We start from the raw sequence: 17,535 nt of genomic DNA, 5'->3' as shown, positions 1-17,535 counted from the left end.
CGCCAGGCGACGGGAGTTTCCGGCCCGGTCGGCTCTGCGGCAGCGTGTCGCGAGGGCCGACCGGGTCGCCTGCGTAAAACCCTATAGATCGTCGCCTCGCCGAGGCGCGGTTCTGACTTTCAGGAGTATCTTATGAAGCTAGATCGTCGACTGCTGCTGCGCGGCGCCGTCGCGGGCGGCGGTCTCGCCGCCTTGCAGGGCCTGATGCCCGCCTGGGCGCAGACGGGCTCGCCGGGGCTGCGGTCGGACCTGCCTACCCTGACTGGGCCGAATATCGATCTGACCATCGGTCAGACACCCTTCACCGTGAACGGGCGCACCGCGACCGCCACGACCATCAACGGCGTGCTGCCGGCGCCGGTGTTGCGGCTGCGTGAAGGCCAGAACGCCCGTCTGGCGGTGACGAACACCCTGGACGAAGACACCTCGATCCACTGGCATGGGATTCTTCTACCCTTCCAGATGGACGGGGTGCCCGGGATCAGCTTCCCAGGCATTAAGCCGCGCGAGACCTTCGTCTATGAGTTTCCGATCAGGCAGTCCGGCACCTTCTGGTACCACAGCCACTCCGGCCTGCAGGAGGCGCTCGGCCATTACGGGCCGATCGTCATCGATCCGGCCGGCGCCGATCCGGTCGCCTACGACCGCGAGCATGTGCTGGTCCTGTCGGACTGGAGTTTCATGCATCCGCACGAAATCCTCGACAAGCTGAAGAAGAGCCCCGGCTACTTCAACCGGCAGCGCACGACCCTGGCGGGCCTCTTCTCCGGCGAGGACCGCATGAGCCTGGAGGAACGGCGCATGTGGGGCCAGATGCGGATGGACCCGCGCGACATCCTCGACGTGAATGGGACGACCTACACCTATCTGATCAATGGACACGGCCCGCAGGAGAACTGGACCGGCCTGTTCCGACCCGGCGAACGGGTGCGGCTGCGCATCATCAACGCCTCGGCCATGTCGATCTTCAACGTCCGCATCCCCGGCCTGCCGATGACGGTGGTCCAGGCCGACGGCGAGAACGTGCGTCCGGTCGAGACCGACGAGTTCCAGATCTCCGTCGCCGAGACCTATGACGTCATCGTCCGACCGACCGAAGACCGGGCCTACACCATCGTATCCGAGGCCATCGACCGTTCCGGCATGGGGCGGGCGACCCTTGCTCCGCGCCTGGGGATGACCGCCGAGGTTCCGCCGCTCCGCGAGGTTCCAAACCTGACCATGAAGGACATGGGCATGGGGGACATGGGCGGGATGGGCGGCATGGACCACGGCTCGATGGGAGGCCAGCCGGGCGGCGCCATGGCGGGGATGGATCATGGCGCCATGACCGGCGCCTCCGGCGGCGCCATGGCCGGGATGGATCACGGCGCCATGGCGACCCAGTCCACGGGTGCGATGACCGGGATGGACCACGGCTCCATGGCCGGCATGAGCATGCGCGATCCCGCCAACGCGCCGCCGGACATGGCGGTGGGGGTCGGCGTGGACGCCATCGCCATGGCGCCGGCCAACCGCATGGGCGAGCGCCCGACGGGACTGGCCGACGTACCCCACCGCGTGCTGGTCTACACCGACCTGGTCTCGCTGACGCCCAACAAGGACCAGCGTCCCCCATCGCGGACCATGGAGATCCACCTGACCGGCAACATGGAGCGGTTCATGTGGGGCTTCGACGGAAGAAAGTTCAGCGAACTGGTCGAGCCGATCCGCTTTGAGCGGAACGAGCGGGTGAGGGTGACCCTGGTCAACGACACCATGATGGCCCACCCCATCCACCTGCACGGCCACTTCTTCGAACTGGTGACCGGCGGACCGGCGGGCCACCAACCGCTGAAGCATACGGTCAACGTTCTCCCCGGCGGCAAGGTCACCTTTGACCTGACCGCCGACAATCCCGGGGACTGGGCCTTCCACTGTCACATGCTGATGCACATGCACGCGGGCATGTTCAACGTCGTCACCGTCCGCCCGATGGCAGGAGCTTCGTCATGATCCGTCGGTCTGTGGGTCTCGTCCCTCTGCTCCTCGCGGCCTCGGCCGGCCCGGTGTTCGCCCAGAGCCACGCCGGGCACGGCGCGGCGGCTAACGCCGTCCAGCCCGCCGTCCAGCTGCCCGCCGGTTGCGTCCGGCGCGGCGCGCCGACGGCGGATCCCTCCCGCGTCGGAACGCTCGGGGCGCCGGCCTGCCCAACCGGCGCCGTGCCCGAGCGCGCGCCGGCGTCGGCGGACCCCCACGCCGGGCACGACATGTCGACGATGGGCCAGACCGCGCCCGCGCCGACCATGCCGGCGGGACATGACATGTCGACCATGCAGAGCGGCCAACAGCCGGCCGGCGCCGGTCAGCCGAATCCTCACGCCGGGCACGACATGTCGACGATGCGGCAGACCGCGCCCGCGCCGGCCATGCCGGCGGGACATGACATGTCGACCATGCAGAGCGGCCAACAGCCGGCCGGCGCCGGTCAGCCGAATCCCCACGCCGGGCACGACATGTCGACGATGCGGCAGACCGCGCCCGCGCCGACCATGCCGGCGGGACATGACATGTTGACCATGCAGGCCGGCCAACAGCCGGCCGCCGCCGGTCAGGCGGATCCCCACGCCGGGCACGACATGTCAACGATGCGGCAGACCGCGCCCGCGTCGGCCATGCCGGCGGGACATGACATGTCGACCATGGGGCAGATGCCCCCGGGTCATGACATGTCGGCCATGGCGATGCCGCCCGACGTGCCGACCAGCGCGGACAACCCGGGACGCCCTCCGGAAATGCCCGTTCCGCCCGGGGCGACCAGCGGCCCCGCTCACGCCGCCGATACCCTGTTCGATCCCGCGGAGATGGCGGCGGCCCGCGAACAGCTTCGCGTCGAGAATGGCGACGTGCGGACCACCGCGGTGATCATCGACCAGCTCGAAGCGAGTTTCGGAGACGGCGAAGAAGGCTACGCGCTGGACGCGCAGGGCTGGACCGGCGGCGACATCAACCGCTTCTGGTGGAAGTCGGAAGTCGAGGGCGACTTCGACGGCGAGGTCGAGGAAGCCGAGATCCAGGCCCTTTACAGCCGGGCGTTCCGGCCCTTCTTCGACTTCCAGACGGGTCTGCGACAGACCTACCGTCCGGAGGGCGATCGAACCGATCTGGTCGTGGGCGTTCAGGGCCTCGCGCCTTACTGGTTCGAGGTCGATGCGGCGGCCTTCCTCTCCAACAAGGGTGAACTCACGGCGAGGGCGGAGGCCGAATACGATCAGCGGATCACCAACCGCTGGATCGTGCAGCCTCGCGCTGAAGTCGTGCTGTCGGCCGAGGACATCCCCGAGCTCCGGATTGGATCCGGCCTGACGTCGCTCCAGATCGGGGCTCGGCTGCGGTACGAATTCCACAAGGAGTTCGCCCCCTATGTCGGCCTGGAATGGACCAAGAGCTTCGGGAATACGGCGGACTTCCTCGAAGCCGATGGGCGAAGCTCGGAAGACACGCGCCTCGTCGTCGGCATCCGGACGTGGTTCTAGCGAAGGTCGGCGGCGGCGGGCCTCGTCTGATCCTTGGCCCCGATAGGCGGTCGCGGATCGTCGCCGAGGCGCGGCGTCCCCGGTCTCGGCGGCTGGAAAGGACGGGGAGGTCTCGGTGAGGCCGCGGCCCCTCTCGGCCGTGGTCATCGACCTCGACGACACCCTGCTCTCGGCCTACCGCCGGCCGGATCTGGCCTGGCGGAGCGTCTGCTTGATGATGCAAGCCGAGCTGGGCGGCCTCGCCCCGGATATCGCGGCGCAGGCGCTCACGCGGGCCGGGCAGGCGTTCTGGCGCGACCCGCGGTGTCATGAGTTGGGTCGCGCCGACCCACGACACGCGCGGCGCCTCATCGCGACAGCGGCCTTCGAGACCCTGCTTCGGGAAGGCCATCCCGCACCGGCTTGCGAAACGGTCTCGAGCCTCGCCGACGCCTTCAGCCGGCGGCGGGACGAAGAGATGCGGCTCGAGGCGGGGGCTGAGGCCCTGCTGCTCGACTTGCGCGACGCGGGCTATCGCCTCGCGCTTCTCACCAACGGCGCCGGACCGTTGCAGCGCGCCAAGATCGAACGGTTCGGTCTCGAACCGTATTTCGATCACATTCAGATCGAGGGCGAAGTCGGCGTGGGAAAGCCCTTTCCCGACGCGTTCAGGCGTGCGTTCGCCGCCCTGGCCGTCGAGGCCCCCGAGGTCTGCGTGATCGGCGACAGCCTCGAATGGGACATCCGTCCGGCCAAGGCTCTGGGCTGTCGGACCGTGCTGTATGATCCGGAACGGGCCCTTGAGGCCGAACTCCGTCGCAGCGACGCCGACGTGGTGGTCAGGACCTTGACGGGCCTGGCGCGTTGTCTGCCTGCGCTTCACACTCAGCGTGAATGAAGGGTTCGGCGTGCGGGATACCGCCGCGTCGCTTTTAAGCCGCCCGCGATCGAGGTGCGCCAGATCGACGATCCGATCTCGCAAGAAAAACGCCGCGCGGCTCGCCGCGCGGCGTTCCCCACTTCGGTTTCGGCCCCTCAGGAGGCGGGAGGCCGCCTCCTCAGTGAACCATGAAACGGACGACGCCGTTCATCTGATGGCCGTCGGCGCCCTTCGCGGTCCAGGCGGCGGCGTAGGTGCCGGGCGCGAGGGCCGGAAGCGGGGCGCTGACCGTGACCGCGGGTGCAGCCTCCGCTGACAGGGCCACATCGACCGCCTGGTTCGACGGTCCGCCGGTCAGGCGAAGGGACGTCAGGACCATGGCGTGCGGGAAAGTCGCCGAGAAGGTGGTCGGGGCGGAGGACAGCATGGCGTTGTCCGCCGGAGTGGTCGCCACGCCATTGGCCGGCGCCTGCATGGCGGCGTGGTCCTGCGCCGACATGCCGGCATGCGACTGGCTCTGGGCCTGGGCGGCCGACAGAGGAGCGAAGGCCGCGAGGGCGGCGAGAGTGGCGAGTATTGAACGGTTCATCGAAAACTCCTGGACTTCAAGCGAACTACTGTTTGGGCGGCATGGTCATGCCGTCCATCTTCGACATGTCATGGCCGGCCATCGGATCGGCAGGCGGCGGTGTCGGCTCTGGCGCGGGCGCGGGCCGGGGGGCCGGGCGGGGCGCCGATGCCTTGGGAGGCGCGGCCGGGGTTGATGCGGCAGGGGCGGGCGTGGCGGCCTGCGGCGGCGTCGACTCGGGGGTTGCGGCCGGCACGGCTTCCATCGGAGCCATCGCTGAAGCGTCCGGCGTCGGCTCGGCGTCCACCGGTTGAGGCTCGGCGGCGGGCTGGCAGGCGCCCAGGGTGACCGCCGCGGCCGCGGCGAGGATCGGCAATCTCATGTGGCAAGCTCCTGATAAGAGGGCGACGGTCAGGTATTTCCATCGACGCCTTCATACTGGTTTACGCGGGCGAGCGCCGCAGCCCTCGCCGTCCGGCCTTCATCCGCGTCATTTCGGAGCCGGCGGGACGTCGCCCGCGCCGCCCAGGACATCGAACAGCTTGCGACGGGCGCGCGCGACGCGCGTCTCCACCGTCTTGACGGTCACGCCGAGAATTTCGGCCGCTTCCGCCTGGCTGCGCCCCTCGATCGCGGTGAGCAGCAGCGGGGCCTTGAGATGCGGCGGCAAAAGGCTGATCGCCTCGTTCAGACGGGCGAGTCGGTCGCCGGCCTCCATCCGTTCATCCGCCGGCTCGTCGCCGTTCGCCACGGCCAAGGCTTCCGGCGATGCCAGATCGACGTCGCCCCGGATCAGGCGTCGGACGAACCGGCGGCGGCTCCAGTCCCGGCATTTGTTGAGCGCTATGGTCCGGATCCAAGCTTCGAAGGGCCGGGTCGGGTCATAGCGGCGGATGTTGATCCACGCCGCCGCATAGGTCTCCTGCAACAGATCCCACGCATCCTGTTCGTCGCCGACATAGCGCCGGACGAAGCGGAACAGGGCCGTCTTGGTCTGCTGCATCAGCGCGCCGAAGGCCGCCCGATCGCCGCCGGCGGCGCGCGCTGACAGGTTCGCTGGACTCTCCACCCGGAACGCTAGCCTTCGTCGGGCGCGAGAGCCGCCACGATGCGGTCGTCGAAGACCTCGGCCTGGGCAGGGGTCAGCACCGACCGCATCTCGAAGACGTGGGCTATCGTCTCCTTCTGAAGGGCGCCCATGGCGACGTGGAAATGGTCGACCGCGGCCTGAACCGGGGGACCGTCGCCGTCGCTCTGTTCGATCGCGCGCGCCAGCTCGAGGTTGGCCGCGCGGACATCGGCTTCGAGCGCGGGCCGACGCGCTGCGAACCGGGCCTCGACCGCCTCGATGCGCGTCAACTGGTCAGGCGACAGCTTGAGATCGTGGTGCACGATGTCGTGCAGGGACGGCGGCTCGCGCCGGCTCAGCACCCAGCTGGCGCTGATCCAGGTGCCCGCGCCGCTGGCGACGGCCGCCAGCACGGCCGTCAGGACGATCGCCCGCCAGCCGCGCATCACCGCCCGGTTTCCAGTCTCACCAGAGGCGACAGGCCCGCATCGACCGTGAAGATGGCCATCTCTCCGGGCGGGCTCGGCGCGGCGGCCGCGCCGACGCCGCCCGCCGTCAGACCGGTGGCGAGGGCCACGGCGACCGCGCCGAGACGGACCTGCGTGGCCAGTCTCTCGCCGCGAAGCGTCTCGACCCGGCTCCAGACCAGCGGTTCGAGCCCGTCGAGCGACCGGCCGATGGGCGTCATCGCGGACTCGGCCAGAATGTCATCCAGTTTAAGCGACATCGAACACTCTCCTTGCGCCCCTACATCCTACTACGGCCAAGACCGTGACATCCCTCGGGCGAGGGGGCGGACCTCGCGCTGCGTAGATAGCAGAAGGGACAGGAGTGGAGAGGGTTTATGACATCACGCGGATTTTTCCCGGCATTGGGACTCGCGCTCGCCTTGTCGGTGAGCGTGCCCGCGCTCGCGCACGAGGATCATGACGCCCCGGCGGTTCGCGGCCAGAGCGCCGCATCGACCGCCGAGGGGCTGCAATCGGACATGATGGCCATGCCCGGCATGGCGGCCGACATGGACCACGGGGCCATGATGGCGGACGAGGGTCCGAAACCCATGCCGCAGCGCCTGTACCGCTGGCTCGGCGCCATGCACCCGGCCGCGGTGCATTTTCCGATCGCCCTGTTCCTCGTCGCCGCCCTCCTCGAGATCGCCGCCCTGACCCTCCGGCGTCCGGTCCTGACCCAGGGCACGCGCGTCATCATCGCCTTGGCGGCCATCTCCGCGGTCGGCGCAGTGGCATTGGGCTGGTTCGCCATGGGGATGCCGGGACGGGACGACGCGACCCACGCCTCTCACAGATGGCTCGGCACTTCGATCGCCGCGCTGGGCCTCCTCAGCTGGTGGGCGAAGGAGCACTGGGTCCGCCTGCCGGGGCCCGGGCGCGAGAGGGTCTACATCGGCCTGTTGACGCTCACCGCCGTCGCCGTCGTGATCAACGGCCTCTTGGGCGGCATGCTGACCCACGGCATGAGACATCTGATGTTCTGAAGGCCGCGCCGTCGTTCAACCTTCTCGTTTTTTCACCCACGCCCGTCCGACACACCTTTCGCGGCCGGCAAACAGGAGCCTCGCCCACGATGTTTCGTTCAACCTTCGCCGGACTGGCGGTCGCCGCTCTCCTCGCCACCGCCTCGCAGGCCCAGACCGCGGACGAACAACAGGTCCGCGCCGTGGTCACCGCCTACAAGACCGCCATCGAGCGGATGGATGTGTCGCAGACGCCGGCCCTGTTCTGGTCCGACTCCGAAATCTTCGAGAACGGCGGCGTGGAGGGATCGTTCGCCTACTATCTGGAGCACCATCTGGGTCCTGAGTTCGCCGATCTCGCCGGGTTCGACTTCCGCGACCACGACATGAAGATCGAGGTCGATGGCGATACGGCCTTCGTAAGCGAGACCTACACCTACCACATCACCTTCAAGGACGGCGCGCGAGCTCCCATAGAACGCCGCGGCGCCGCGACCAGCGTCCTGCGCAAGCGAGGTGACGAGTGGAGGTTCGACATCTATCATTCCTCGGCGCGGCCTTTCCGTCCGGCGGCCTGAGCGCGACCGCGACGGTCAGCGCCGTTTGCACATCGTTTTCTTGAGGTCTCATGGGATCCCAGTTCATTCCGCTCTCACGCCGCAGTCTCATCGCCATGGGAACGGGCGCCCTGGCGGTCGCGGCCTGCGCCCCGGTCGGTCGCGCGTCGAACGAGCTCGCCGTCTACAAGACGCCGACCTGCGCCTGTTGCACGGCCTGGGTGGATCACATGCGCGCCGCGGGCTTCGAGGCGCGGATCAGCGAGCTTCCCAGTCTCCGCTCGATCCGCAGCACCCAGGGCGTGCCCGAAGCCCTCGCGTCCTGTCACACCGCCCTGATCGGGGGCTATGTTCTGGAGGGCCATGTGCCGGCCGAGGACGTGAGACGGCTTCTGGCCGAGCGTCCCAAGGCCGTGGGCCTGGCGGTTCCGGCGATGCCCCTGGGGTCGCCGGGCATGGAGACGCCGGACGGCCAGCGCGAGCCCTATGAGACCCTGCTGATCCTCGAGGGCGGCGGCACACGCGTCTTCGCGCGTCACGGCTAGTCGGGTTCGTTCCATGAAGGTTCTCAGGCTGTCGACCCAGCTTCACAAATGGGTCGCCCTCGTGGTGGGGCTGCAGGTTCTGTTCTGGGTCGGCGGCGGTCTGGTCATGACCGTCATTCCGATCGAGACGGTGCGTAGCGAACATCGCGCGGCCGAACTCAAGCCGGCTCTGCTTGAGGTTGGAGCTCTTCCGACCCTCGCCGTCGTGGCCCGTCGCGCGGGCGTGGCCCCTGTCGAGGCGGAGCTGCGCACGACGCCGCGCGGACCCGCCTGGACTTTGAAACCGGCGGACGGAGAGCCCGTCGTCGTGTCCGCCGTCACGGGCCTTCCGTTCGGGCCGATGTCCGCTGGCGAAGCCTCGGCGTTCGCCCGGACGGGCTACAAGGGCGAGGCGAAGGTGTCCGACGCCGTGCTGCTGGCCACGGCGCCTCAGGAAACCGGCCGGACAGGACCGCTCTGGAGGGTCGATTTCGCCGACCGCGAACGGACGACCTTCTATCTGTCGCCGGCCACCGGAGAGGTCGTGACGCGCCGCTCGGGCGTCTGGCGGTTCTATGACTTCTTCTGGCGGCTCCACATCATGGACTGGAAGACCGGCGAGAACTTCAACCATCCGCTGATCATCATCACGACCTTCCTCACCCTGAGCATCGTGATCACCGGGATCATCCTGCTATGGATCCGCCTAGCGCGTGATCTGAAGGCTTTCCGGGCGTCTCGGCGGACAGGCGGTTCGAGTTGATGCGGGTTGCGCCCGGGCGCGGGCGGGTGGTCAGGTCAGGCGGTGAGAGATTTCGGTCAGGCCTCGCAGGTCGGAGCCGAAGCGCGCGATCGATCCCCGGTGCCGGTCCAACTCCCCATAGGGCAGATATCGGACGTCCAGGTCCGAGATCCGGCTGAAAGCCGGCCGCTGGAGCTGGGCCCGGACATCGCCTTCCCGGCTGTCCGGCGCCACCAGAAAGAGACCGGCGGACGTGTGGAGTTCACCCGAGAGCGCCAGATCCAGCATGCGCACCACGCCGGAATAGATGGTGGTGGAGTGCTCGACTTCGAAGGCCGCCGCTACGCGATCCGCCGCGGCATCGAGCCAGAGGACGTCGATCAGACGGATCGACTCGGCGCCAGCGCCGTTCGCCAGCGCCGTCGGAAGTTGATCGAGACAGCCCTCGCCGAGACGCGCGCCGTCATGGAGCCGGCTCCGGTCGTTGGCGGCGATCCAGACCCGATAGCCGAGCGCGCGTCCCAGATCACGAAGCCAGGCCTGGATTTCCGTGTGCGTGCGATCCGTCTCGCGTTGCTGCGCCGACGCCTTCTCGAACTTCACCGCTTCCGCGCGGGCCTGGGCGAGCCGTTCCTCCCACCCCTGGCGCGAAAGCGCGTCACCGTCGGGGGGCGGCGCCGGATACCGCCCGGAGCCGACATCGAACAGGAATCCCGCGAGGGCTCCCAGATCGTTCGACAGAAGGTCACGATATCGGGCGTTCAGCGCCAGGAGGCCCTCCCGCATGGCCAGATAATGTTCCCAGCTGCCGAGCTTCACCTTCGAGCCGGTGATCGCGTTGTAACCGTTGACGATGGCGGTGTTGAACGGGGGCGCATGCGTGGGGTGCAGGAAATAGATCAGGTTGGCGACGGCCGGCCCGAGGCCCTTGATCTTGAGTTGATCGATCGTGCGGATGCCGGAGAGAATCTCGTCGGCTGTGGAACAGCCGCTGCAATGATGCAGCAGGCGGCCGAAGGCGCGCTGGTTCGCCGGGTTCTCGTAGATGTCGGGGATCCTCAACTTGGGCTTCCACAGAAAGGCGTGGTCGGCGCCCTTGAAGATCTGTCGCTGCTCGGCGACGGAATGGACGATGGTCTCCAGGGACGAGCCGCGATAGGCGACACCGAAGCGGCCCGTCTCGATCTCCTCGACCACCTGGCCGATGCCCCGGCGGATCGACCGGAAATTCTTCAGCCGTTCATCCCACAGGAACCAGGTCTGGTAGGTCGCCGAGGGATCGTTACGCCATTGCGCGATGAGGTCTCGAAGTCTGTCCGGCACGCCATCCCCTCAAATCCTGAATCTTCCCTCCCAGCGTAAGCGGGTCTGCGCTGAAGCGCCACTGGAGCGGCTCTTCTGCGGTCGATCGTGCTCCCGACGGACGGCGATGAAGGGCGTTCGTCATGGTCGCGACCGAAGCGGACGGCGCGCGCCGTCCGGCGGGGTCGCGTCTTGACTCGAAGGGCCTCGAAGCGCCTATCTCGGCCGCCATGTGGAATATCGTCCGCGTCCTTCTGTTCGCCCTCGCGGTGGCCGGGTTCATCGGCCAGTCGTCGGCGCACGCCACTCCGGTTCAGGTGTTCGAGGCGACGGCGGCAATGCCGGAGGCGGACTGCGCCGAGATGATGGACATGGCGGACGAAGCCGTCGACGACGCCGAAGGCCCGTGCAGCAAGATGACGCCGGATTGCATCGCCAAGATGGGCTGCGCCGCCGTCGCCTCGCCGATGCCGCCCGCGCCGGCGTTCGAGCATCCGCTCGGATCGGGGGCGACATCGTTCGCCGAGGTCGATGTCGCGCTGGAAGGCGCAGGTCCGCTTCCGCTGAAGAGTCCGCCAAAACCACTGTCGTAGACTGCTTTCGCTGATCGGCAAGCCGCGCCCCGCTTCGCGGCGTCCGCCGATCGACTAAGGTCTGCGCCTGCGTCTCGCCGCGAGGTGGACGCGGCGGTTATCGAGATTTCTCATGATCATTCGCTTCGGCACGGCGGTCTCCGTCGTGCGCCGTCTCCCGGCGGTTCCCTTGCCGCGACGCTTGCGGCGGCCTTGCTGGCCGTGCCCCGTTGACCGGCCCTGGCCGCTGGCCGCACTCCTGGTGCTCGGACTCTGCGCCGCGCCGGCCCGTGCCGACCCCCAGACCTTCGACGAGACTCTGGCCCGCGCCGCCAGCGAGGCGCCGCGCCTGAGAGCCAGCGCTCTGGGCGTCGACGCGGCTCGGGCCGCCGCGCCCGCTGCCGGGCGCCTGCCGGACCCCCGGCTCTCCGTCGGTCTCGACGGATATCCGGTGAACGGGCCGTTCGCGGGGCAATTCGATGAAGACTTCACCATGCTCAGGATCGGCGTCGAGCAGGAAGTGCCCAGCCGCGCGCGTCGTCGCGCCGAGCGAGACATCGCCGAGGCGGCGATCGGCGTCGCCGGCGCTGAGGAGTCCGTCGCGCGACGAGAGGTCCGGGTCGCCGCGGGCCTCGCGTGGATCGACCTGTTCTATGCCGAGCTCCGCTTTGCAGCGCTGGACGAGCTGCTGGCGACGTTGCAACCCCTCTGGGACGCCGCCCCGGCCGGAGTCGCGTCCGGCGCCTATCGGCCCGCCAACGCTCTCGGTCCCGTTCAGCTCAAGGCGGATCTTGACGATCGCCGCAGCAGTCTCGCCGCCGACATCGAGAAGGCGCGAGCCGAACTGGCCCGGTGGACGGGCGACGCCGATCCCGAGACGGTCGGACCGCCGCCGCAGGACGATCTCGACCTGGTCGCCTTACAGAGCGGCATCGCCCAGCTGCCGACCGTGCGGGCCTATGGAGCCGCCGCGCGCCGCGCCGAAGCCGAGGTCGTTCTGGCCCGCGCCGGACGCCGGCCGGACTGGTCGTTCCAAGCCAGCTACGCCCGCCGCGATGAGCGGTTCGGCGATCTGTTCTCCGTCGGAGCGAGCGTGCGGCTGCCGATCTTTCCCGGTCGGAGGCAGGATCCGGTCATCGCCGCGCGCGCCGCTGATGCGCTGCGGGTCTCCGCCGAGCGTGAGGACGCTGAGCGCGTGTTGACCGCGTCGCTGCGAAGCGCCCTGGCGGAATACGTGACCGCTCACGATCAATGGATCCGGTCGCGCGACGTCGTTCTGCCCAGTGTCCTTCAGCGTTCCGATCTCGAAACCGCGAGCTATGCGGCGGGCCGGGCGGGCATCGTTGAAGTTCTCGAAGCCTTCACCGCCGTGGCCAACGCCCGGCTCGACGCGCTCGATCGCGAGGCCGCCGTGAAGCGTCAGGTGGTCGAGATCACTCTCACCTATGGGAACGACGACCGATGAACGCCCTTCGCAACAAACGCCTGGGCGTCGCCATGGGCGCGCTTCTTTTGGTCGGGGTCGGCGTCGGGGCAGGCATCGTCGTCGCTCCACGCCTGGATGGGGCCGGCGGCGAGACCGCCGAGGGGGCAGGGGAGCGCGAGATCCTCTACTGGTACGATCCCATGGTTCCGAACGAACGATATCCGGGGCCTGGAAAATCGTCGATGAACATGGACACCATCCCCAAGTATGCCGATGAGGGGGGAAGTAGCGCCACCCCCGGCGTCCGGATCGATCCGGCGCTGGCCCAGAATCTGGGGGTCCGATATGCCACGGCCCGCCGTGGCGACCTGGAGGGCGATCTCAGCGCCACGGCGATCATAGGTTACAACGAACGCGACATCGCTGTGGTCCAGTCGCGCGCGGACGGCTTCGTCCAGCGCGTCTACAACCGCGCGCCGGGCGACGTGGTCGCCGCGGGCGCCCCTCTGGTCGATCTGCTCATTCCGTCCTGGGGCGGAGCCCAGACCGAATATCTCGCCGTGCGACGCACCGGCAATACGCCCCTGATCCAGGCGGCGCGGCAGCGACTGGTGCTGTTGGGCATGTCCGAGGGCGTAATCGCTTCTGTGGAACGCAGCGGGCGGGCGCGGAACACGATCACGATCTCGACGCCCACTGGCGGCGTGATCAAGACGCTGAGCGTGCGCGCCGGCATGAGCGTCGCCCAGGGCATGACCCTGGCCGAGATCAACGGCCTGTCGACCGTCTGGGTCAACGCCGCCATCCCGGAGGCGCTCGCGAACCAGCTGAGAGCCGGGCAGTCCGTCGAGGTGGCCCTGGCCGCGTTCCCGGGCGAGCGGTTCACGGGTCGCCTGACCGCCCTGTTGCCGGAGCTCGTCGGCGACAGTCGCACGATCACCGCGCGGATCGAAATGGCCAATCGGGGAGGGCGTCTCAGGCCGGGCATGTTCGGCCGGATCACCTTCGGCGGCGGTTCGACTTCGGCTCTGCTCGTGCCGACCGAGGCGGTGATCCGGACCGGAGAACGTGACATCGTCATGCTCGCCCTGCCGGAGGGCCGCTATCAACCGGCCGAGGTCCGCATCGGACGGGAAGCCGGCGGACAGACCGAGATCCTCGCCGGTCTCAGGGAAGGCGAACGAATCGTCGCGTCGGGGCAGTTCCTGATCGATTCTGAAGCCAGCTTGTCAGGCGTCACGGCGCGGCCGATCGGCCAAACTTCCGGACCCGCACGCGCCCCGGCGTCGCCGACGGCCGGCCGGCCCGCCGCCGCCCAGACGGGCGCATCCATGGCCGCGCCCGCGCCGCGCGAGAGGTCGGGGCAATGATCGCCGCGATCATACGCGCCTCGGTCAAGGGACGTTTTCTCGTCCTTATGGCCGCGCTCGCTCTGCTGGCCGCCGGCCTGTTTGCGGTTCGCAGCACGCCGGTCGACGCCCTGCCGGACCTGTCGGACGTACAGGTCATCATCCGCACCAGCTATCCGGGGCAGGCCCCCCAGATCGTCGAGAACCAGGTCACCTATCCTCTGGCGACCACCATGCTGTCGGTGCCCGGCGCGCGAACGGTTCGGGGCTACTCCTTCTTCGGCGACAGCTTCGTCTATGTGCTGTTCGAGGATGGGACGGACCTCTACTGGGCCCGTTCCCGGGTCCTCGAATATCTGAGCCAGGTGCAGGCGCGACTTCCCGCGACCGCCCAACCGGCACTTGGTCCGGACGCCACCGGCGTAGGCTGGGTTTATGAGTACGCCTTGGTCGACCGCAGTGGCCGAAACGATCTGGCCCAGTTGCGCAGTCTGCAGGACTGGTTCCTCCGCTATGAGTTGAAGACCGTGCCGGGTGTTGCCGAAGTCGCCAGTCTGGGCGGCATGGTGCGGCAATACCAGGTGGTGCTCGACCCCGTCAGGCTCGCGTCCTACGGCGTCACCCATCAGGTGGTGGTCGAAGCTCTCCAGCGCGCCAACGGCGAGACGGGCGGCTCGGTGCTCCAGCTCGCCGAGGCCGAATACATGGTGCGCGCCAACGGCTATCTGACCGAGCTCGACGACTTCCGGGCCGTGCCGCTCCGCACGGCGGCTGGAGGCGTGCCGATCAGCCTCGGGGACGTCGCGACCATCCAGATCGGCCCGGAGATGCGGCGCGGCATAGCGGAGCTGAATGGCGAAGGCGAGGTCGCCGGCGGCGTCGTCATCCTGCGATCCGGCGCAAACGCCCGCGCCACGATCGCGGCTGTCGCCGAGAAACTCCAGACGCTCAAAGCCGGATTGCCGCCGGGGGTCGAAGTGGTGACGACCTACGATCGCTCGCAGCTCATCGACCGGGCGATCGACAATCTGAGCGGCAAGTTGATCGAGGAGTTCATTGTCGTCGCCCTGGTCTGCGGCCTGTTCCTCTGGCACGCCCGGTCGGCGTTGGTCGCCATCCTGACCCTGCCGCTGGGCGTGCTGGCGGCCTTCCCGATCATGAATCTTCAGGGCGTGAACGCCAACATCATGTCGCTGGGCGGCATCGCCATCGCCATCGGGGCCATGGTCGACGCGGCAGTGGTCATGATCGAGAATGCCCACAAACACATCGAGCGATGGGAGCACGATCACCCCGACAAGAAGCTGGCGGGCGAGGAACGGTGGAAGGTCATCACCGAGGCGGCCGTGGAGGTCGGACCGGCGCTGTTCCTTAGTCTGCTGATCATCACCCTGTCGTTCATTCCGGTGTTCAGCCTCCAGGCCCAGGAGGGTCGGCTGTTCGCGCCGCTGGCCTTCACCAAGAGCTACGCCATGGCGGCCGCGGCGATCCTGTCGATCACCCTCGTGCCGGTTCTGATGGGCTATCTGATCCGGGGACGGATACCGGCCGAGCAGAGCAACCCGATCAACCGCTGGCTGACCCACATCTATCGGGGGCCGCTCGACTGGGTGCTGCGTCACCCAAGGAAAACTCTCTTGGTCGCCTTGCTGGTCTTCGCCACTACGGCCTGGCCTCTCAGCCGGCTCGGCGGCGAATTCATGCCGGCGATGGACGAGGGCGACCTGCTCTATATGCCTTCGGCCCAGCCGGGCCTCTCTGCGGCCAAGGCCGCGGAACTGCTGCAGCAGACGGACCGCATGATCCGCACGGTGCCGGAAGTGGCGACCGTGTTCGGCAAGGCCGGCCGGGCGGAAACCGCGACGGATCCGGCTCCGCTGGAAATGTTCGAGACCACCATCCAGTTCAAACCGCGCGATGAATGGCGCCCCGGCATGACGCCGGAGAAGCTGGTCGAGGAGCTCGACCGCGCGGTCCAGGTTCCGGGGTTGTCCAATGTCTGGGTTCCTCCCATCCGCAATCGCATCGACATGCTGGCGACGGGGATCAAGAGCCCCGTCGGCGTCAAGGTGTCCGGCGCCGACCTCGGTCAGATCGACCGCGTCGCGGCCGAGGTCGCCGAGGTCGCCCAATCCGTGCCGGGCGTGAGCTCGGCGCTGGCCGAGCGTCTGACGGGCGGCCGCTACGTCGATATCGACATCGACCGCGACGCGGCGGGGCGTTACGGTCTCAACATCGCCGATGTGCAGTCGATCGTCTCAGGCGCGATCGGCGGCGAAACCATCGGCCAGACCGTGGAGGGCGTGGCGCGCTATCCCATCAGCGTGCGCTATCCGCGCGAGTTGAGGGACAGCGTGGAACAACTGCGAGCCCTGCCGATCCTGACGCCTTCAGGCCAGCAGATCACCCTGGGCGCCGTCGCCGATCTGCGGATCGCCGACGGGCCGCCAATGCTGAAGTCCGAGAACGGCCGGCCGACCACCTGGGTCTATGTCGATGTGCGGGGACGCGACCTGGCCTCGGTCGTCGCGGATCTGCGTCGCGCCGTGGCCCGTGCCGTCACCCCCACGCCTGGCGTGAGCATCGCCTACTCGGGCCAGTTCGAATATCTCGAACGGGCGACCGCGCGGCTCAGGATCGTGGTCCCGGCCACGCTGGCGATCATCTTCGTCCTGCTCTACCTGACGTTCGGGCGCTTCGACGAAGCCCTGCTGATCATGGCCACCCTGCCGTTCGCCCTGACCGGGGGGATCTGGCTGCTCTATCTGCTCGGCTTTCACCAGTCCGTCGCCACCGGCGTCGGCTTCATCGCCCTGGCCGGCCTCTCGGCCGAGTTCGGCGTGGTGATGCTGATCTATCTGAAGCAAGCTTTGAAAGATCGCGGAGCCGACCCCGATCGCGGACAGGTCCAAGAGGCCGTTCGCGAAGGCGCCCTGCTGCGGGTCCGGCCCAAGGCCATGACGGTCGCCGTTGTCCTGGCGGGCCTGTTTCCGATTCTGATCGGCCACGGCGCGGGCTCGGAAGTGATGAGCCGGATCGCCGCGCCGGTGATCGGAGGCATGATCACCGCACCTTTGCTCTCGATGCTCGTTATACCGGCGGGCTACCTTCTCCTCAGGCGCCGCAAGGCCCGTTCAACCCCCCCAAACCAAGGAGCGACCCCATGACCCGAACCCTTGTTTCACTCGCCGGCGCGGCCATGATGCTTTCGGCCTGCGGCCAACCCGCGGACCCGGCCGCCGAACCGGCCGCTGCCGCGCCCGTCGACACGGCTTCCGCGGCCGGCGCGGCGGACACGGCGACGTCCCCCGCTGCGGGCTCCAGATCCGGCAGCGGCGCAGGCGTGGTCACCGCCGTGGATACGGCGGCCGGCACCGTGACGATCAATCACGAGGCTATTCCGGCGGTCGGCTGGCCAGCCATGACGATGAGCTTTACGGCAGACCCCGCCGTGGCACAGCAAGCCGCTGTCGGGGATCGCGTCCAGTTCGACCTGACCGTTCAGGGCAACGCGGGTGAAGTCACCGCCATTCGCCCGGAATAGCCGGACCCGCCTTCACCGTTCGTGCGGGGCGTTG

General features: G+C 68.4%; 18 protein-coding genes. 12 read left to right on the top strand and 6 right to left on the bottom strand.

Features of this window, described 5'->3' with window-relative positions; all coding sequences use genetic code 11:
* The first annotated feature begins 132 nt into the window (after positions 1 to 132).
* From BSP_RS11410 to BSP_RS11400, 3 genes are all read left to right on the top strand, one after another.
* The gene (locus BSP_RS11410; protein ID WP_112862310.1) at positions 133 to 1,995 is read left to right on the top strand and encodes a copper resistance system multicopper oxidase; all 1,863 of its coding nucleotides are present in this window, start codon (positions 133 to 135) and stop codon (positions 1,993 to 1,995) included.
* Entirely contained in the window at positions 1,992 to 3,515 is a 1,524-nt protein-coding gene (locus tag BSP_RS11405; RefSeq protein WP_227975938.1) for a copper resistance protein B, read from the top strand. The genes BSP_RS11410 and BSP_RS11405 overlap by 4 nt, the downstream gene beginning before the upstream one ends.
* Before the next feature lie 139 nt (positions 3,516 to 3,654).
* The gene (locus BSP_RS11400) at positions 3,655 to 4,392 is read left to right on the top strand and encodes an HAD family hydrolase (RefSeq protein WP_161638712.1); all 738 of its coding nucleotides are present in this window, start codon (positions 3,655 to 3,657) and stop codon (positions 4,390 to 4,392) included.
* A gap of 160 nt (positions 4,393 to 4,552) precedes the next feature.
* Here the strand turns inward: BSP_RS11400 and BSP_RS11395 are convergent, their stop codons facing one another.
* The 5 genes from BSP_RS11395 to BSP_RS11375 form a co-directional block, all read right to left on the bottom strand.
* Positions 4,553 to 4,963: a copper resistance CopC family protein gene (locus tag BSP_RS11395; protein WP_066551038.1), complete on the bottom strand. Its 411-nt coding sequence runs from the start codon at positions 4,961 to 4,963 to the stop codon at positions 4,553 to 4,555.
* A 25-nt stretch (positions 4,964 to 4,988) separates the two neighbouring features.
* Positions 4,989 to 5,324 (bottom strand): hypothetical protein, encoded by a 336-nt coding sequence (locus BSP_RS11390; protein ID WP_054765332.1) that lies wholly within the window; start codon positions 5,322 to 5,324, stop codon positions 4,989 to 4,991.
* A gap of 108 nt (positions 5,325 to 5,432) precedes the next feature.
* Positions 5,433 to 6,011: an RNA polymerase sigma factor gene (locus BSP_RS11385; RefSeq protein ID WP_054765333.1), complete on the bottom strand. Its 579-nt coding sequence runs from the start codon at positions 6,009 to 6,011 to the stop codon at positions 5,433 to 5,435.
* Between the two features lie 8 nt (positions 6,012 to 6,019).
* The gene (locus BSP_RS11380) at positions 6,020 to 6,457 is read right to left on the bottom strand and encodes a Spy/CpxP family protein refolding chaperone (RefSeq protein ID WP_054765334.1); all 438 of its coding nucleotides are present in this window, start codon (positions 6,455 to 6,457) and stop codon (positions 6,020 to 6,022) included.
* Positions 6,457 to 6,738 carry a hypothetical protein gene (locus BSP_RS11375; RefSeq protein WP_066551049.1) on the bottom strand — a complete coding sequence of 94 codons (282 nt, stop codon included), beginning with the start codon at positions 6,736 to 6,738 and terminating at the stop codon, positions 6,457 to 6,459. The genes BSP_RS11380 and BSP_RS11375 overlap by 1 nt, the downstream gene beginning before the upstream one ends.
* 117 nt (positions 6,739 to 6,855) lie before the next feature.
* Here BSP_RS11375 and BSP_RS16240 point away from each other — a divergent pair, with 117 nt between their 5' ends.
* The 4 genes from BSP_RS16240 (at position 6,856) to BSP_RS11360 (ending at position 9,329) form a co-directional block, all read left to right on the top strand.
* Positions 6,856 to 7,506: a DUF2231 domain-containing protein gene (locus tag BSP_RS16240; RefSeq protein ID WP_227975937.1), complete on the top strand. Its 651-nt coding sequence runs from the start codon at positions 6,856 to 6,858 to the stop codon at positions 7,504 to 7,506.
* An 89-nt stretch (positions 7,507 to 7,595) separates the two neighbouring features.
* Complete coding sequence (locus tag BSP_RS16235) at positions 7,596 to 8,063, top strand: nuclear transport factor 2 family protein (protein ID WP_054765336.1); 468 nt, start codon at positions 7,596 to 7,598, stop codon at positions 8,061 to 8,063.
* A 50-nt stretch (positions 8,064 to 8,113) separates the two neighbouring features.
* The gene (locus BSP_RS11365; protein ID WP_227975936.1) at positions 8,114 to 8,587 is read left to right on the top strand and encodes a DUF411 domain-containing protein; all 474 of its coding nucleotides are present in this window, start codon (positions 8,114 to 8,116) and stop codon (positions 8,585 to 8,587) included.
* Positions 8,588 to 8,600: 13 nt separating this feature from the next.
* A complete protein-coding gene (locus tag BSP_RS11360; RefSeq protein WP_066551051.1) occupies positions 8,601 to 9,329 on the top strand; it encodes a PepSY domain-containing protein in 729 nt (242 codons plus the stop codon).
* A gap of 30 nt (positions 9,330 to 9,359) precedes the next feature.
* On the opposite strand, the gene BSP_RS11355 is transcribed toward BSP_RS11360, so the two are convergent.
* Positions 9,360 to 10,631 carry a type II restriction endonuclease gene (locus BSP_RS11355; RefSeq protein WP_152950392.1) on the bottom strand — a complete coding sequence of 424 codons (1,272 nt, stop codon included), beginning with the start codon at positions 10,629 to 10,631 and terminating at the stop codon, positions 9,360 to 9,362.
* A gap of 122 nt (positions 10,632 to 10,753) precedes the next feature.
* On the opposite strand from BSP_RS11355, the gene BSP_RS11350 reads away from it, so the two are divergent.
* The 5 genes from BSP_RS11350 to BSP_RS11330 all read left to right on the top strand — a co-directional run bounded on the left by BSP_RS11350 (position 10,754) and on the right by BSP_RS11330 (position 17,501).
* Positions 10,754 to 11,203: a hypothetical protein gene (locus BSP_RS11350; RefSeq protein ID WP_227975935.1), complete on the top strand. Its 450-nt coding sequence runs from the start codon at positions 10,754 to 10,756 to the stop codon at positions 11,201 to 11,203.
* 112 nt (positions 11,204 to 11,315) lie between these two features.
* Complete coding sequence (locus tag BSP_RS11345) at positions 11,316 to 12,647, top strand: TolC family protein (RefSeq protein WP_152950391.1); 1,332 nt, start codon at positions 11,316 to 11,318, stop codon at positions 12,645 to 12,647.
* Positions 12,644 to 13,978, top strand: coding sequence for an efflux RND transporter periplasmic adaptor subunit (locus BSP_RS11340; protein WP_082854040.1), 1,335 nt, complete (start codon positions 12,644 to 12,646; stop codon positions 13,976 to 13,978). The genes BSP_RS11345 and BSP_RS11340 overlap by 4 nt, the downstream gene beginning before the upstream one ends.
* Positions 13,975 to 17,124 (top strand): efflux RND transporter permease subunit, encoded by a 3,150-nt coding sequence (locus BSP_RS11335; RefSeq protein WP_152950390.1) that lies wholly within the window; start codon positions 13,975 to 13,977, stop codon positions 17,122 to 17,124. The genes BSP_RS11340 and BSP_RS11335 overlap by 4 nt, the downstream gene beginning before the upstream one ends.
* Complete coding sequence (locus tag BSP_RS11330; protein WP_066551055.1) at positions 17,121 to 17,501, top strand: copper-binding protein; 381 nt, start codon at positions 17,121 to 17,123, stop codon at positions 17,499 to 17,501. The genes BSP_RS11335 and BSP_RS11330 overlap by 4 nt, the downstream gene beginning before the upstream one ends.
* Positions 17,502 to 17,535 lie beyond the last annotated feature (34 nt).

The organism is Brevundimonas sp. Bb-A (assembly GCF_009394735.1).
Lineage (GTDB): Bacteria > Pseudomonadota > Alphaproteobacteria > Caulobacterales > Caulobacteraceae > Brevundimonas > Brevundimonas aurantiaca.
Note: the sequence above shows the minus strand (reverse complement) of the source record. Positions and strands in the feature narration are given on the sequence as shown.

Bases quoted from the DNA above. Each gene is read 5' to 3' on its own strand.
- BSP_RS11410 (WP_112862310.1), top strand. From the start codon at position 133: ATGAAGCTAGATCGTCGACTGCTGCTGCGCGGCGCCGTCGCGGGCGGC.
- BSP_RS11365 (WP_227975936.1), top strand. From the start codon at position 8,114: ATGGGATCCCAGTTCATTCCGCTCTCACGCCGCAGTCTCATCGCCATG.
- BSP_RS11405 (WP_227975938.1), top strand. From the start codon at position 1,992: ATGATCCGTCGGTCTGTGGGTCTCGTCCCTCTGCTCCTCGCGGCCTCG.
- BSP_RS16240 (WP_227975937.1), top strand. From the start codon at position 6,856: ATGACATCACGCGGATTTTTCCCGGCATTGGGACTCGCGCTCGCCTTG.
- BSP_RS11335 (WP_152950390.1), top strand. From the start codon at position 13,975: ATGATCGCCGCGATCATACGCGCCTCGGTCAAGGGACGTTTTCTCGTC.
- BSP_RS11345 (WP_152950391.1), top strand. From the start codon at position 11,316: ATGATCATTCGCTTCGGCACGGCGGTCTCCGTCGTGCGCCGTCTCCCG.
- BSP_RS11360 (WP_066551051.1), top strand. From the start codon at position 8,601: ATGAAGGTTCTCAGGCTGTCGACCCAGCTTCACAAATGGGTCGCCCTC.
- BSP_RS11380 (WP_054765334.1), bottom strand. From the start codon at position 6,457: ATGCGCGGCTGGCGGGCGATCGTCCTGACGGCCGTGCTGGCGGCCGTC.
- BSP_RS11375 (WP_066551049.1), bottom strand. From the start codon at position 6,738: ATGTCGCTTAAACTGGATGACATTCTGGCCGAGTCCGCGATGACGCCC.
- BSP_RS11395 (WP_066551038.1), bottom strand. From the start codon at position 4,963: ATGAACCGTTCAATACTCGCCACTCTCGCCGCCCTCGCGGCCTTCGCT.
- BSP_RS11330 (WP_066551055.1), top strand. From the start codon at position 17,121: ATGACCCGAACCCTTGTTTCACTCGCCGGCGCGGCCATGATGCTTTCG.
- BSP_RS11350 (WP_227975935.1), top strand. From the start codon at position 10,754: ATGGTCGCGACCGAAGCGGACGGCGCGCGCCGTCCGGCGGGGTCGCGT.
- BSP_RS16235 (WP_054765336.1), top strand. From the start codon at position 7,596: ATGTTTCGTTCAACCTTCGCCGGACTGGCGGTCGCCGCTCTCCTCGCC.
- BSP_RS11390 (WP_054765332.1), bottom strand. From the start codon at position 5,324: ATGAGATTGCCGATCCTCGCCGCGGCCGCGGCGGTCACCCTGGGCGCC.
- BSP_RS11340 (WP_082854040.1), top strand. From the start codon at position 12,644: ATGAACGCCCTTCGCAACAAACGCCTGGGCGTCGCCATGGGCGCGCTT.